This window comes from Clostridioides sp. LIBA-7602 (genome assembly GCF_056688945.1).
On the sequence record NZ_CP196991.1, the window covers coordinates 3,578,671 to 3,595,042 of the forward strand.

A 16,372-nucleotide genomic window follows, 5' to 3' on the forward strand; every position below is an offset into this window, starting at 1 on the left:
AATGGTCATAATTTAAATTTGTTTGTAATTTAATCAACCATACATATTTTAAATGTAATTTATAGATTTTATGACAAAAAAAGATACTAGTTTTACCAAACTAGTATCTTAAAAAAATTTTACTCTTTTAATTTTAAAATTATTAAAAACTTAACTTATATATAAATAATACTTTTATAAACTTATTTATAGCATTATAGATATTCAATATTCTTTTAATTATAAATAATTATCATACTTTCTAAAAATATATTTATAGTATATTTACTTATCTTCTCCAGATTCATTAAATCCAACTATTGGTATATTCAAATTGTATTCATTAAGTAACTTCTCCAACTCTTCTATAAAGATTCCTTTACCATTTACTACTTGCACATCATTTATCTTGTTCTTTAAATCACGACAACCACTCAATTCACCAAACCACTTCTTAGAACTACACGTCTTATTATAACCACAACTTGGACTACCATCTATTGCAATAATACTTTTTATATCATAATTATTCTTTAAATACTCATCAAACTGCATTATATAAGGTAATAACATTTGTCTACATTGTTCTCTAAAAAACATATTGTCAAACTGTTCTTTTACATGTCCCCACCTATTTATTCCATACATCATTATCTCTGGACATGGTAGTTGGATTATTCCATATCCATTATTTATTAAATTTATTACTATACTTTGTGCACCTTTAAATTCTGATAGCCCCTCCACCTTAGAGTTACAGTTTAATATACAATGACATACTACTACAATCTCTCTATTTCTTTTCATAATAATCTCCTTAGTTATTCTTAATTTTAATAATACTATATATTTCGCCAATTATATTATTTATTTGCTCTATATTTCTAATATTCTATATAGAAATATACAATTAGTAATCTTTTATAATCTATAATATGATAAATGTATACATTTTTTAGGAGGTATTATAATTGAATACTAAAAAAATCACATTTTCTTCAATGTGTATAGTTATTAACATTGTCTTAGGTATGTTTATATCTATGATAAACATACCATTATTATTTTTAGATACAGTTGGTACTGTACTTGGGGCTGTTGTATTAGGTCCTTTTTGGGGTGCTCTTATTGGTGGATGCACAAATTTAGTTTTAGGTGTCATATCAGGGCCTACAAATATACCTTTTGCTCTTGTAAATATTGCTCTTGGTCTTATTGTTGGTTATATTTCTAAGAAAAAAGGTTTTGGTTATAAAGAAGCTATTATCACAGGAATAATTTTATCTGTTGTTTGCCCTTTAATTGGTACTCCTATTTCAGTTTTATTGTTTGGTGGTTTAAGTGGAAGTGGTGCTGATTTATTGGTTGGTTTTTTAGTTCAGTCTGGGCAGAAGATATTTACTGCTGCATTCTTTCCAAGAATTCTCAGCAATATAGTGGACAAGCCTTTATCTTGCATAATGGTTGTATATTTTATAAGTAAAATGCCTAAAGGTTTTATAAGTCAATATAGTAGAAATACGTCTAGTTCGTCTTAATGAGGTATTTATACATATGATTTATTAACTCAAAAGAGATATTGCAGAATCATTCAATATCTCTTTTGTATATCTATGTTATCCATAAAAAATTACTTCTTACAAGTGTTTCCTCTTTAGTATATAGTATTTTGAAGTTTTGCAAATCATACAGGCAAGAACCAGAATCTCTGCTTACTTCTTCTATCGAATTCCAAGACAATTTGTTTCTAATTATCATACATATCCCTCCAATTTAAGATATCTATTACATCACTATTTTCAAAATAGAAATTATTTATATAATCCTTGAAATCTTTAGCTTCATAAATAACATCACCTTCTAGAATAGTTTTTCTAAGTGCTATTGTATAATTATCTGTAACGATTTTTAAATCTACATCAATATCTAATATATTTCTTAGAGCTTCTGTTTTAATTGCAAGTTCTGTAATTGGTACTTTTTTGATAGGAATCCATGCTATATCTATATCACTTTTTGATGTATACCTATCTGTACCATAACTACCAAATATTATGATGGCCATAGTATTTTCTTTTGGAAATATATTTATTATTGAGTTTTTAATATCCTCTGATATATTCCTCATATAATCACCTCACATTTATTATCCACTATTATCTAATTAAATAAATATACACTAAATCTTCTCTATTTTATCTCTTAATTTTTCTGTAATTATATATAACTTTATCTCAAGTGTGCATAAAATTATTTTATCACACATTTATCATAGAAGTATATCCTCTCCTTAGATAACTATATCTCTATCATGTTCTTCAATATTGACTTGGAATAGTAAAAAACTTTTCATTTCATTATAATGTCTTTCTTAATTCAAACTTCTCAATTAAATTTTTAATTATAAGAATTAAAATAAGAGCTCTATCATAGAACTCTTACTCTAATCTTACTTATTATTTTATTATTAACACTCTACTGTCCCTAATGCTTTTCCTACACATCCGCAAACTTCCATTCTACTCTTAACAAACTCTCTAACTGAATCTAAACCTTTTTTACCATACTTCTTAGGGTCAATCACTTCTGGGTCAGAATTAAGCACATCCTTAACTCCATTACTATAAGCAATCCTTAATTCTGTTGCGTAATTAACCTTGCAAATTCCTCTTTTTATAGATTCCTTAATCATCTCATCTGGTATTCCAGACCCACCATGCAACACTAATGGAACTGATACAACCTCTCTAATCTCGGACAATCTATCTAAATCAAGCTTTGGCTCTCCCTTATACATCCCATGCGCCGTACCTATTGCTACTGCTAAAGATGATACTCCCGTTCTCTCCACAAATTCCTTTGCTTCTAGTGGGTCTGTGTATGCTCCACCATCACCACCATCTAAGTCATCTTCCTTACCTCCAACTTTACCTAATTCAGCTTCAACAGGTATATATGAAGGCATACATGCATCTACAACAGATTTAGATATTGAAATATTATCTTCGTAACTTTCATGGGAACCATCAATCATAATAGAAGTATACCCAACTCTAAGTGCCTGCATAGCTAGTCCAAAACTTGAACCGTGGTCTAAGTGCATCGCTACAGGAACACTTGCTTTTTCTGATGCTACCTTTACATTTGCTAAATAATAATCTAGTCCTGCATACTTTATTGTTGAAGGTGTCGTTTGTAGTATTACAGGTGATTTAAGTTCCTCAGCAGCCTCTATTACTGCCATAACCATCTCCATATTTTCAACATTAAATGCTCCTACTGCATAATGTCCCTCTTGTGCATCTAATAATATTTGTTTAGTTGTCACTAATGCCATAATTCATCCTCCTATATACTTATAATGATTTAATTTCTTCATTGTTTAATTTTGATACTATTTCTCTACTTGTCTTACTATTTAATAACTCATTTAAAAATTCTTCATTCATTAACTTTGAAGATAGTTGAGATAATGTCTTTAAGTGTAAATTATCGCCATTATCTGTTGCAGCTATCATAAATATAATGTGTACTAGACTTCCATCCTCTGATTCAAAGTCAAATCCTTCTTTTGATATACCCACCGCTACACGTGGTATTTTTACTGCATCTGTTTTTGCATGTGGTATCGCTATTCCCATACCAAAACCTGTAGAAGATATTTCTTCTCTCTTAAGGATTTCTTCTTTAAACTTATTTTTATCTGAAATAACACCTGATTTATCAAGTATCCCAATCATTTCATCAATTACATCTGCTTTATTTTTTCCCTTAACATTTAAAACTACTGTTTCTTCACTATATAAAGAGATATCATTAGATACGTTTTCCGACTTTACATTTTTATGTTTGTTTTCATTTTTAATTTCACTTGTATTTTCTGTAGTATTTTTCTTATCTACTACTTTAGGTGTAACCATCATATAAAGCACAGCACCTACTAATGAACCTGCCAATATACATCCTACCCATAAAAGCGGTTTATTGACTAATCCTAGAACTAAAAATCCTCCATGTGGAGCTGGTACCTCTATTTTCATTATATAAGTTAAAATTGCTGATATTGATGAACCAATCATAAGTACTGGCAACACTTTTAATGGATTCTTCGCTGCAAAAGGTATTGCTCCTTCTGTTATGTGAGTACTACCTAGTATATAGTTAATTAACCCTGCTGCTCTATCTTCTTCTGTAAATCGGTTTTTAAATAAAGTAGATGCTATTGCTATTACTAATGGTGGTGTTATACAAGCTGCAGATACACCTGCCATAAATAAGTAGTTTCCTTGTCCTAGAAGCATCGTTCCAGTTACATATGCTGCTTTATTTACTGGACCTCCCATATCAAACGCTGACATACAACCTATTACTATTCCCAAGATTATAGGACTTGAATTTTGTAATCCTGAAAGAAAGTTCATCATAGCATTGTTAAGTGCTGAGCATGGACCTCCAAGCAATAACATAACTACACCAACAATACCTACACTGACTATAGGAATTATAAAAATAGATTTAAGTCCTTCTAATTGTCGTGGTAATTTTCTTAATACATGTACAAATAAATTTACTAAGTAACCTGCTAAAAATCCTGCTATAATTCCACCTAAGAAACCTGAACCTGTGTCAAAGGATATCATTCCTCCAACAAGACCTGCTAGCATACCAGGTCTTCCCGCTATAGATTGAGCTATAAACGCTGCTAATACAGGAACCATCAAATTCATAGAATATCCACCAACAGATTTTAATGTAGCTGCTATCTGGTTATACTGTTCTGAATTTGGGTCAAATGAGTAAATCCCCCATAAAAATGATATAGCAGTTAGTACTCCACCTGCTACTACTAAAGGTAACATATGAGATACACCATTCATTAAGTCTTTATATAACTTTTGACCAAATGACAAATTACCTTCTTCTTTAAGCTTACTACTTGACTTATTTCCTTTTCTAATAGGTACTTTCTCATCAATGCACCTTTGTATAAGTTCATTAGCTTTATGTATACCTTCTTTGACAGGTACTTCTATTACTGGCTTTCCATTGAATCTATCCATATCAACATTTTTATCACAAGCCACTATTATTGCATCTGCCATTTCGATATCTTTTGCTGTTAATTTATTTTCTACTCCTATGGCTCCATTAGTTTCAACTTTTATATCACAACCTAATTCTTTGGCTGATTTTTTTAAAGCTTCTTCTGCCATAAAAGTATGAGCTATTCCAGTTGGACAACCCGTTACCCCTAGAATCATTTTCTTCCCCATTTTTATACCACCTTTCTGACTTTTATATTTTTTATATAATCTTCTACATTTTCTAAATTGCCTATCCCATTACTTTCAGCTACACTTGCTCCTGTTGCTGATGACCTTTTCAATGCATTTTCAATATCTTCTGGATTTTTCAACCATATACTTAGAAAAGCAGCCAATGCAGAATCTCCAGCACAGGCAGAGCTAACAACTGTAACTGGTTGAGTACTCGCATAATAAATTGATTTTCCATTATAGAAATAAGAACCTTTTTCTCCTAAGGTTAACAATATATTTTGAGCACCTTTCAAGTGTAATAACTTAAGTACATCTTTAATATCCTCTTCATCTCTTACAATAATTCCAAATATATCTTTGATTTCTTCATCATTTGGTTTTATTAAATATGGATTATATTGTAATAGTTCTCTTAATTTTGGTGAACTTATATCCAGTATTATTTTTATATTTTTATTTTTACATATCTTAAATATATCTTCATAATAATTATCATCAATGCCAGGTGGTAGACTCCCACTTATTGATAAATGACTTATATCTTCTAGAGCCTCTATCTTCTCTAACATATCTAGTTTTTGTTTTTCATCTACATATGACCCAGAGTTAACAAATTTAAACTCATCATTTCCATCATTTAAAAATATATTTATACGGGTTGTATCTTCTACCCAAGTGGGTAATACATCAAACCCTCTCTTTTCACTTTCTTCAACTATATATCTTCCTGAGAATCCTCCAAAAAAACCCAATATTTTAGATTCTATTCCATAATGACCTAGTACAAATGATACATTTAGACCTTTTCCATTAGGAGAATATATAGCATTGGATGTACGATTTACTAATTTACTCTTTATACCATTAGTAGATATATTCATATCTATTGCTGGATTCGTAGTTAATGTATATATCATTGTCTTCCCCCTTGCTTCTGTTGTGTATGTTTTCATTATAATAAAAAAGTCTATGAAAATCTTTTCACAAATAGAAAATCGATTTTCATAGACTTTTTAATTTAGTTTTCAGAATTATTATATCTGACCATATAGTCTATAATTATTCTAGATATAATATACAATGGTAACCTAGATGATACTTCATATTCAGAAATTGAGATATGCTCATGCTTATATCCAACAATATATAAATCTGAATAATTTATAAGTTTTGCATTTTCACTACAACAGCAAGTTATAACTTTAGCTCCTCCTAAGTTGGCATTTTGTGCTGATTCTACAAGTTCTACAGTATTTCCGTTCAATGAAAATATAATTATAAGCTCATCTTTTTTTATTGATTTAGATTTTATTTTCATTATATTTGGGTCATTTATAAACACTACATTGAAGTCGAGTAGTTGCAATTTAAGACTAAACTCTTTTGCTACATACTCAGTAAGTCCTCTTGCTAAAATGTATATCTTACTAGATTTATTTATAGTTTTTATTATATTAATTAATGTAGTTAAAGATATTTGTTCTATAACCCTCTGTGCTTCTATAAAAGATTTATTTATTATATCCCCCATATTTTGTATATCATCATTTTCATCTTTTACTGTTAACCTATACCTAAGTTCATTAAAACCATTTAAACCACATTTTCTAATTGCTCTTGAAACAGTTGCTGGAGATGAATATGTTTCGTGAGCAATCTCTACTATAGATAATTCTGGCAATATTGACTCATTTTCATTTATAAATTTAATTATTTCAAGTTCTGTTTTTGTTAGATTTTCAGAGTTGCTTTTGTTTAACTCAATTATCATATTTTTTATCTCCTCGTATATAGTTTTATTTGTCTAAATTTATCAAGTATTTATAATAATATATTACCTCTTAAGTATTAATTTTTATACACAATTAAGATTTAGTCAATGTCTATATATGTAAATTTATAATATCATAATTTTATGCTTTAATTCAGTATGTTATTTTGCAATAAAAAAGGAATTATTCAATTACTAGTACTGATTAATCCCCCATTTTACAACCTTCAAGTAACTTAAACTATTAGAAATGATTTACAAACAATAAACTTTATCTTCTGCTTATATACTTGAGTAATATCTTTTTTTATTAATAGAAATTGCCTTACTAACAATTGAAATTGTAGTGCCCGTACATAATATTGAAAATAGAGTTCCAAACCCTATATTTCCCCCTAAATATATACCTAAAATTAAAAACAATACGTCTGCTATAGTTTTTAAAACTTTGTATGAATATCTAAAATTATCTTCAATATAGATTAATATAGCGTCTAAGGGGCTCATCCCAATATCAAACTTTATGAGCATTGCAAATCCAGTGCACATAAGTATATGACCAATTATGAAACTCATTATTTTAATAGTAGTCCCTAAACTACCTATATTAAAATCTAATAATAAATATATATAAAAATCTATAAATATTCCTGCTAGTAATACATAAACACAGCTTCCTAATCCCAAATTTTTTTTATTCAATAACAATGCTATAAATAACAAAGTTCCATTATATATTAATCCTGCTATTGTATAATTTACACCTAATTTTAGATGTATACCTTCATTTAATAGTGTAATTGAATCACTACCAAGACCTGACTGAAGTATAATAGATATACCACATCCCAACATATTTATAATTAAAAATACAAACATAAATTTTTTTATAACACTCATAATTAATAAACCACCTTATTTATAATTATAATCCCCCTTATAAAACTATATTAATAATATAGTATTTATAAGAGGGATTATTTATATTTAGAAATTATTTACTTTTTCTCCTAATTCTTCTCCATTAGTTTTTATTACATTTTGATACCAATAAAAACTATCTTTTTTATGACGTTCTTTGCTTCCATTTCCATTGTTATCTATATCTACATATATAAATCCATATCTCTTTTCCATTTCTTGAGATGAACAACTTATTATATCTATCGGTGACCACATACAATAAGCTAGTATTTCAGTTCCATCAGCTATAGCTTCACCTATTTGCTCTATATGTTTTCCTAAATAATCTATTCTATAATTGTCATGGATTTTTCCATCTTCAAATTTATCATGCATTCCAAATCCATTTTCTGCTATCATTATTGGTTTTTGATATCTATCATAGTATTGAGATAAAGTATGATATAATCCTTTTGGGTCAATTGCCCATCCCCATGGATTTGCTTTTAGGTATGGATTTTTTATATTGTCAATTGGATTCATAGTATTTTTACTTGCTGAAACCGTTGTAGAATAATAATATGATAAAGCTAGAAAATCCATAGTATTTTCTTTCAATACCTCTTCATCACCGTCCTTCATAACTATATTTATATTATTTTTTTTGAAAAACCTCTTAATATAAGCTGGATACTCCCCTCTAAAACTTACATCAGTAAAGAAGTATTGTATTCTATTTCGTTTTAAAGCAAATACTACATTTTCGGGGTCACAGTCTTCTGGATAGGATGTACAATCTGCCATCATCATACCTATCATCATATCTGAATTTATTTCTTTTCCAAGCTTCTTAGTTAAAGCTGTAGCCATAAATTGGTGATGAATAGCTTGATATTTAGCATTTTCTACATCTTCTACCTGATCTACACAAAATGCAACTGAATTAAATGATTCATGATACATCAAATTTATTTGGTTTATAACTATCCAGTACTTAACTTTATCTTTGTATCTATTTAACATTAATTCTGCATACCTAACAAAGAAATCTACTACTTTTCTATTAACCCACCCTTTATATTTCAATGTTAAATTTAAAGGTGTTTCATAATGAAGTAGTGTTACAATAGGCTCCATGCCATTATTTATTACTTCATTTATAAGATTATCATAGAACTTTAACCCCTCTTCATTAGGCTCTAAATCATCTCCATTTGGAAATATTCTAGCCCAATTTATTGAGAATCTAAAACACTTTAATCCTAGTTCTTTTAAAAGCTTTAAATCTTCCTTGTATGTATGATAAAAGTTTATTCCACTTCGCTTAGGATAATATCCATTCTTATCTTTCATAGCAAACTTTATTTTTTCTATAGTCATATCAGACTCATAATGTTTAGATATATCTCTATCTTTATCATATATATGTACATCAGCTAAACACCACCTTTTTCCACCTTCATTCCAGGCACCTTCTAATTGATTAGCTGCTACGGCCCCACCCCATAAAAAACCTTTAGGAAACTTACTCAACTTAATCACTCCTTATTCTATTTGTTATTTAAATCATTTACTTTGTATTCTATAGACTTTACTATTCCTACTAAAGACCTAGTTATATTTAATTCGCTGAATATTGTCATAAGAGTATCTTGAGCATGTGCAAATAACAGTGAGTGAGCTCTTTTCTCTCCACTAGCTTCTCCTTGTATAATTTTAGTTTGAGCTCTATGTGCTTCTGTCATAAACTCTTTTGCTTTAGCTAGTTTCAAATCAGCATTTTTATAATCAAACTTTTCCAAATCACTAAGAGCTTGTTTAATTTCAGTTCTAGCCTCTCCTGCACTAAGTATTATTTGCATTGCTACTTCTACTAACTCTTCATCTATTATATGTTCTTCAATTGTCATAGTTATAATTTCCTTTCAACATCTAAATTTAAGCTTCTTGACTCTCTAATTTTAGTTCTTCTTTTTCATAAGCTTTAAAAAATGGATACCATATCATAAATAATAATACTATATTTATTGCTAAAACAATGAGTCCCTTAACATCTTGATTTATCATAAAAGTAGATATACCAAAAGGAAGATACCATAAATTAAACACCTTACTTGGAATTGCAACGAATCCCATACTCATTGATAAGTAAGTAGTTATTGATATTAACACTGTTCCTATCCACATAGGTAACATTAAAAAAGGGTTCCATGCTACTGGAGCTCCAAACATTACTGGTTCATTTATGTTCATTATTGAAGGAACAACACATGCTCTTCCTATTGCTTTTATTCTACCAGCTTTGGATATACACATCATTAATACTAGTGGCAATGTCGCTCCCCATCCACCTAAAGTTATCCATCCTGTTTGAATAACTTCATAAGTATATATATTAGTTGCCATGCCACCTGATGCTACAGCTGCTGCATTGGCGGCAATTGCACTAAGCTGAATTGCATAGGTTATTGGGGATAGTACCCAGCCACTTATACCTAAAGAGTATAAAAATACTACTAAGAAATTTAACAGTACAAATCCAGGCAATGTCTGTGCTATGTCTGATACTGGTTTAAATATTCTAACTATTATCTCAAACATATCAAAATTAAGTCCATAAATTAATCCCCAACCTATAAACATTATCACTGCTATAGGTAACATACTGTCAAACCATTTACTTACGAAATCAGGAAGTGCTGAATCTTCACCGAAAAATGAAAAAGAGCCAAATAAGGACATTATTAATCCAGAGAACAATCCTGCAACTAGTGCCACAAGCATCCCCTCTCCTCCAAATCTATTGAAGTTAAATAAAGCACCTTGTTCTGTAATCTCTGGACGAATCATCATCAGCATCAATCCAGCTCCTGCAAGGCCTGCAACTATACTCATATTTTCAAATTTCTTATTCTTCATTATTTCCATAGGTAATAAAAATGCTATAAACAATCCTAAAATCCCAAATGTATATTGATTTATTGGGCTTAAATCAGGTAAAAAACTTATGTAATTTTTCAAGACAGAAACGATAGTTACTAAAGAACCTACAAATACCATAGGTAAAACTTTCATTATAGTTGATTGAACTGATTGTACCCATATATTCTTAGTTATTTTATTTACAACAGGAGTAAACTTTTCACTTAACAAATCTATAAATCTATTCATAAATAATCTCCCCATAAGTATTTTATTTGTTTGATATTAACTCTAATGCTTCTTCTAAAGCCTTAGCACCATCTAATCTTCCATATGCAGTTTTAGATATACATGCTACTGGCACATTATATTCATTAGCTTTTTGTTGAATTTCTTCCTTCATATAATCTAAGTGTGGCCCTAATAATAAACAATCTATTTCCGATAAATACTTATCTATTTCTGACTCACTTCTCGCTTTTATATCTGCTTCTATGCCCTTTTTCTTTGCACTCTTTCTCATACTAGTTGCCATAAAACCTGTACTGGCTCCTGAACCACATGCCAATAATACTCTTATATTTTTCATATTAATACCTCCAGTATTTTTATCCATTAGTTTATTTCTTAATGAATTTTTTATTTGATTATGATTATATTGTACTTCCTAAATAAGTTCATTTCACATAAATATATTTCCTAATAATAGGAAATCATTTACTCTTAACTAAGCCTATTAATATATAGTATAATGTACTTTATAATACGCACATTCAATTATATAATATATCATATCATGCAGATTTTATTTTAAAACTATGCGAGGGAATACTAATGAAAACATCTAAAAAAGAGCTATTTTTAAATTATATAAAAACGCAACACGATTGGATAGATTCATCCACATTAGCTAATTACCTTAATGTATCAACACGTTCGATTAGAAAATATGTAAATGAAATTAACTCCACTGGTGAATTTATACTGTCCTCTAAAAAAGGATACAAAGTAAATCTTAATAATAATTGTCAAACTAAAATTGATAGTTCAGAAAATACATCACCTGATAATAGGTTAAATTTAATTTTAAAAGAACTTATAGTTAATAGTAGTGGAATTAATATATTTGATTTAAGTGAAGAATTATTCGTTAGTTCAGCTACCATTGAAAGTGACATAGTTAAAGCTAATAAATTTATAGGAAGTTATAATTTAAAGATAAAACAATCAAGATTTTTATTGAAACTGATTGGAAATGAATCTGAAAAACGTAAATTAATGAGTTCCATAATATTTAAAGAAACAGGAAGTGATTTTTTAAGTTTATTTGATGTACAAAAAATATATCAAGAATATAATCTAACTAAACTAAAAGAAAACATAATATATATATTAAAAAAATACAATTTATTTATAAATGAGTACGCTATAAATAATATACTTCTTCATCTAATGATAACTATAGATAGAATAAAAAAGAATAACTACATAGAGTCTGTTGAAGTAGTAAACTATATAGACAATAATATAGATATAAATATTGCAAAAGATATATCAAATTTTTTAGAATCAGAGTACAACATAACTTTAACTAGTACAGAGTTATACTATTTAGTATTTCAGTTAACAAACAAAACCACAGTTTTAAACTATCATAAAATGGATACTAAATCTTTATCAAATTATATAAATGAACATTTTATTAATCTAACTAAAAAAATAATTAAAAATGTGTATGATTTATACTTTATAGATTTATCTGATGATGAATTTGTTGTTAAATTTACTCTTCATGTAAAAAATTTAATCAGTAGGGCTAAGAATAATCAAATTTTGAGAAATCAAATACCTCAGAAGTTAAAAGATTCCTATCCTCTGATATATGATATATCTGTTTATATTTGTAATCAGATTCAAATTTTAGAAAACATAGAAATAGATGAAGATGAAATATCTTATATATCTCTACATGTAGGCTCATTTTTTGATAGACAAAAACTACTAGAAGATAAAGTTCTTTGTGCATTAATTACTCCAAATTACTATGATTTACAACTAAGAATAGTAAGAGACCTTGAAAAAAGATTTAATGAATCTATAGAAGTTATTCAAATTTTTTCAGATATTCATAAACTAGACTTTGATAGCAAAGTAGACATGGTCATCACTACCTTACCAATTAGTAATAGATGCCCCATACCTTTTGTATATATAAATCCTTATCCAAATAGAAAAGATTATGATAATATCCAAAGTAAATTTATTCAAATCAAAGATAGAAAAAACATACTTACTGTACAAAATCATTTAGAAATGTACTTTAGTGAGTCTTTATTTATGAAAAATATATATTTAGATAGCGCTAAAGATTATATAAAATTTATGGGAAATATTCTTCACAAAAATAAATATGTTAAAACTACTTATGTAGATGATGTTCTTATAAGAGAAAACATGTCTTCAACTGCTTTTAATAACAATGTAGCAATTCCTCATAGCATGAAAATGGATGCTTTAAAAACTGGTGTCTGTTTAATTGTCAATGATAAACCAGTTAAATGGGGTGAGGAAAAAGTACAAATTATAGCCATGATACCCATAAATGAAAATGAAAAAGAAAAATTCAATTACATATTCGAAAGCCTTATTGAAATACTGTCTGAGTGGAGTAATGTTAAAGAACTTACTAAAGCAGATAGCTATAGTAGTTTTATGAATAGAATAGCTTATCTTATTCAGAATATCTAAATGCATGTATTTACAATATATATTGTTAAAACTATTAATACAAAATAAAAAAGCTATTACACTAAAAGTCTAAATTTCTACGTGATAGCTTTTTTTTCGTAATAGCTTTCTTCTTTAATTAATATATCTTATTTTTATTACTTATTTCATAGTTATTGTACACTAGTTATAAGATTAAATATTTGTATTGTTGTGGCAGTCATATTATCAATGGCAGTTTCTTTATCCATTGCTTCTTCTATTGTCATAGCCCTATTTACTATAGAAAAATAAGCATCTATCCCCTCTTCATTACACTTAACTGCATCTTCTGTTGTCGCTCCAGCTAAGCCTATTACTTTTGCACCATATTTTTTAGCTAATTTTGCAACTCCTATTGGTGCCTTTCCCATAGCAGTTTGATTATCCAATCTACCTTCTCCAGTTATAACAAAGTCTACACCTTTTAACTCTTCCTCTAATTTAATCTCTTCTAATATTATTTTTATTCCAGATTCTAACTTTGAATTTAAAAATGCTAAAAACGCAAAACCCAGCCCTCCTGCTGCTCCTACCCCTTCCACATTTGCTATATCTTTGTCTAAATCATTTTTGACTACATTAGCAAAGTTTCTAAGCCCATTATCTAACTCTTCAATTATTTCTGCTGTTGCACCTTTTTGAGAGCCATATATATGTACAGCTCCATTTTTCCCAAACAGTGAATTGTTTACATCACAAGCTATTTTAAAATTACATTCATCTAGTACTTTTAATCTATTATCTATTTTTATATGTCTTATTTCATTTAAAACTTTTCCACCTAATCCTACTAGTTTGTTATTTTCATCATAAAACTCAAATCCTAAGGCTTGAAGCATACCTACTCCAGCATCATTGGTGGCACTTCCTCCTAAACCTACTATAAAGTTTCTACATCCCTTATTTATTGCTTCCTTTATTATTTCTCCAACACCATAAGTTGTAGTGTATAAAGGATTTCTAAGTTCAATTGGAACCAATGTCAGTCCTGATGCTTGAGCTATTTCTATTATTGCTGTATTTGTCTCTTTTAATAATCCATATGTTGCATTTACTTTTTTAACTATTGGACCAGTAACTTCTATGATTTCTTTTTCACCATTCATTCCTTGAACTAAAGCATCTACTGTTCCTTCTCCACCATCTGCAAGTGGTAATATCTTTACTTCTGCATCTTTTTTAACTTTTAATATTCCTTTTTTTATTGCATTCGCTGCCTCTATTGAAGATAAGCTTCCTTTCAAGGAATCTATAGAGATTAATATTTTCATATTTATCTACTCCTTATTTTATTATAAGAATAATTTCATTTTTATTTTATACCCTACATCTTTCTTTGTATATAACATATACTATTTATCTTATTTTTATTTTGTAAAAATACAAATATATATTAAATAGATTTTCGTTTGTAGAACTATTTACGTAATTATTATCATACATGTTTCTCTTTATACACCCAAATTGGTTATAGCAAGCCTTCACTTCCATCATATAAAAAAGGTATTACCAATTTTTAGGTAATACCTCTTTGTTTTATTTTCAATTTAAATTAATTTAAGTGATTTTTCTTAATCTCATCAAGTAGCCCATCTTCCAGATAAATCTCCAATGCACAGCCCACCATTGCCTTTACTGATTTATGAAGTTTATCATAAGCTTCCTCAGAATTTGCATAATTTAGAAACTCTTTTTCATGAACATATACCATTGGATTTATATCTAAAGCTATTTCTGTATACATAGTAGGACAAACTTGACTTACATTACCTATATCTGTAGAACCTACTGGCCCATCTTTCCCTTCTAGTATATCTGTTATACCTGCTTCGATTAAATTGTTTTTTGTTATCCTTTGAAGTACTTTATTGTTTATTATATTGTCAAAAGAATTTTCAAAATATCTATAAGAAAGTTTAGCTCCTGTCATTAACTCTGCTCCTTTTGCACAGTTTATAACTTTTTTAGTTACTTCATCTAAATAACTTCTTTCAGCAGCTCTTACAAAAAACTTACAAGCTGCTTTTTCTGGAACTATATTTGGGGCTTCTCCTCCATTTGAAACTATACCATGTATTCTAACATCTGATTTTACATGTTGTCTTAAAGCGTTTATTCCAGCAAAAGTAAGTTGCACTGCATCCAATGCATTAACTCCCATATGAGGATGACTAGCTGCATGTGCTGATACCCCTTCAAAACTAAACTCTAATGAATCTATTGCCAAAGCCTTGCAGTTTATATTATTGAACGCTTCTATATGCATCTGATAGCTTACATCAACATCGTCAAAAGCTCCTGCTTTAACTAAGTCACATTTTCCTCCTGTTGTTTCTTCAGCTGGTGTCCCTATTAATACAATTTTTCCTTTAAAATGTTCTTTTAACTTACTTAATACTATACAGGCTCCTAGTGTAGATGCCGCAATCCAGTTGTGTCCACAAGCATGACCTGGCTCTTTATCTTCTCCATATCCAGGAAGTGCATCATACTCAGCTAAAAATGCTATAGTAGGACCATCACTATCTCCTAATTCTGCTCTAAAAGCAGTATCCATATTGCAGTACGGATAAGTTGTATCAAATCCATATTCCTTCATTTTCTCTACTAAGTACTTTGATGATATATATTCTTCTTCGCCTAGTTCTGGGTTATTGAATATAAAATCACATACTTCTTCAATTTCTTTTCCAAGTTCATCCTCTATCTCATAAGCTCTTTTCTTTACACTCTCTATCATAACTTACCT

At 28.8% G+C, this 16,372-nt stretch carries 16 protein-coding genes; 2 read left to right on the forward strand and 14 right to left on the reverse strand.

What is annotated here, in order from left to right; translation table 11 throughout:
* Positions 1-264: 264 nt before the first annotated feature.
* Complete coding sequence (locus ACTG45_RS16715) at positions 265-786, reverse strand: CD3072 family TudS-related putative desulfidase (protein ID WP_479919439.1); 522 nt, start codon at positions 784-786, stop codon at positions 265-267.
* A 164-nt stretch (positions 787-950) separates the two neighbouring features.
* On the opposite strand from ACTG45_RS16715, the gene ACTG45_RS16720 reads away from it, so the two are divergent.
* Positions 951-1,517 carry a CD3073 family putative ECF transporter S component gene (locus ACTG45_RS16720; RefSeq protein WP_021386034.1) on the forward strand — a complete coding sequence of 189 codons (567 nt, stop codon included), beginning with the start codon at positions 951-953 and terminating at the stop codon, positions 1,515-1,517.
* Between the two features lie 73 nt (positions 1,518-1,590).
* Here ACTG45_RS16720 and ACTG45_RS16725 read toward each other — a convergent pair whose 3' ends face one another.
* From ACTG45_RS16725 to ACTG45_RS16775, 11 genes are all read right to left on the reverse strand, one after another.
* Entirely contained in the window at positions 1,591-1,737 is a 147-nt protein-coding gene (locus ACTG45_RS16725; protein ID WP_479917489.1) for a hypothetical protein, read from the reverse strand.
* A complete protein-coding gene (locus ACTG45_RS16730) occupies positions 1,727-2,107 on the reverse strand; it encodes a nucleotidyltransferase domain-containing protein (RefSeq protein WP_479917490.1) in 381 nt (126 codons plus the stop codon). Before ACTG45_RS16730 ends, ACTG45_RS16725 begins: the two co-directional genes overlap by 11 nt.
* Before the next feature lie 339 nt (positions 2,108-2,446).
* The gene (gene gatY / locus ACTG45_RS16735; RefSeq protein WP_479917491.1) at positions 2,447-3,316 is read right to left on the reverse strand and encodes a tagatose-bisphosphate aldolase subunit GatY; all 870 of its coding nucleotides are present in this window, start codon (positions 3,314-3,316) and stop codon (positions 2,447-2,449) included.
* 19 nt (positions 3,317-3,335) lie between these two features.
* The gene (locus ACTG45_RS16740; protein WP_479919440.1) at positions 3,336-5,252 is read right to left on the reverse strand and encodes a fructose-specific PTS transporter subunit EIIC; all 1,917 of its coding nucleotides are present in this window, start codon (positions 5,250-5,252) and stop codon (positions 3,336-3,338) included.
* Positions 5,253-5,254: 2 nt separating this feature from the next.
* On the reverse strand, positions 5,255-6,175 hold the full coding sequence (locus ACTG45_RS16745) for a 1-phosphofructokinase family hexose kinase (RefSeq protein ID WP_021386048.1): 921 nt from the start codon (positions 6,173-6,175) through the stop codon (positions 5,255-5,257).
* Positions 6,176-6,276: 101 nt separating this feature from the next.
* On the reverse strand, positions 6,277-7,029 hold the full coding sequence (locus tag ACTG45_RS16750) for a MurR/RpiR family transcriptional regulator (RefSeq protein ID WP_479917493.1): 753 nt from the start codon (positions 7,027-7,029) through the stop codon (positions 6,277-6,279).
* A gap of 282 nt (positions 7,030-7,311) precedes the next feature.
* Positions 7,312-7,929 carry a YczE/YyaS/YitT family protein gene (locus ACTG45_RS16755; protein ID WP_479919441.1) on the reverse strand — a complete coding sequence of 206 codons (618 nt, stop codon included), beginning with the start codon at positions 7,927-7,929 and terminating at the stop codon, positions 7,312-7,314.
* Positions 7,930-8,016: 87 nt separating this feature from the next.
* Positions 8,017-9,465, reverse strand: coding sequence for a glycoside hydrolase family 1 protein (locus tag ACTG45_RS16760; protein ID WP_479919442.1), 1,449 nt, complete (start codon positions 9,463-9,465; stop codon positions 8,017-8,019).
* Positions 9,466-9,482: 17 nt separating this feature from the next.
* Positions 9,483-9,842 carry a PTS lactose/cellobiose transporter subunit IIA gene (locus tag ACTG45_RS16765; protein ID WP_021385998.1) on the reverse strand — a complete coding sequence of 120 codons (360 nt, stop codon included), beginning with the start codon at positions 9,840-9,842 and terminating at the stop codon, positions 9,483-9,485.
* Between the two features lie 28 nt (positions 9,843-9,870).
* On the reverse strand, positions 9,871-11,103 hold the full coding sequence (locus ACTG45_RS16770; protein ID WP_479919443.1) for a PTS sugar transporter subunit IIC: 1,233 nt from the start codon (positions 11,101-11,103) through the stop codon (positions 9,871-9,873).
* A 22-nt stretch (positions 11,104-11,125) separates the two neighbouring features.
* On the reverse strand, positions 11,126-11,443 hold the full coding sequence (locus ACTG45_RS16775) for a PTS sugar transporter subunit IIB (RefSeq protein ID WP_009898152.1): 318 nt from the start codon (positions 11,441-11,443) through the stop codon (positions 11,126-11,128).
* Between the two features lie 245 nt (positions 11,444-11,688).
* On the opposite strand from ACTG45_RS16775, the gene ACTG45_RS16780 reads away from it, so the two are divergent.
* Complete coding sequence (locus tag ACTG45_RS16780; RefSeq protein ID WP_479919444.1) at positions 11,689-13,602, forward strand: BglG family transcription antiterminator; 1,914 nt, start codon at positions 11,689-11,691, stop codon at positions 13,600-13,602.
* A gap of 152 nt (positions 13,603-13,754) precedes the next feature.
* Here ACTG45_RS16780 and ACTG45_RS16785 read toward each other — a convergent pair whose 3' ends face one another.
* Both ACTG45_RS16785 and ACTG45_RS16790 read right to left on the reverse strand, forming a co-directional pair.
* Positions 13,755-14,894, reverse strand: coding sequence for a glycerate kinase family protein (locus ACTG45_RS16785; RefSeq protein ID WP_479919445.1), 1,140 nt, complete (start codon positions 14,892-14,894; stop codon positions 13,755-13,757).
* A 281-nt stretch (positions 14,895-15,175) separates the two neighbouring features.
* Positions 15,176-16,363: a M20 family metallopeptidase gene (locus ACTG45_RS16790; RefSeq protein ID WP_479919446.1), complete on the reverse strand. Its 1,188-nt coding sequence runs from the start codon at positions 16,361-16,363 to the stop codon at positions 15,176-15,178.
* Positions 16,364-16,372: the final 9 nt, after the last annotated feature.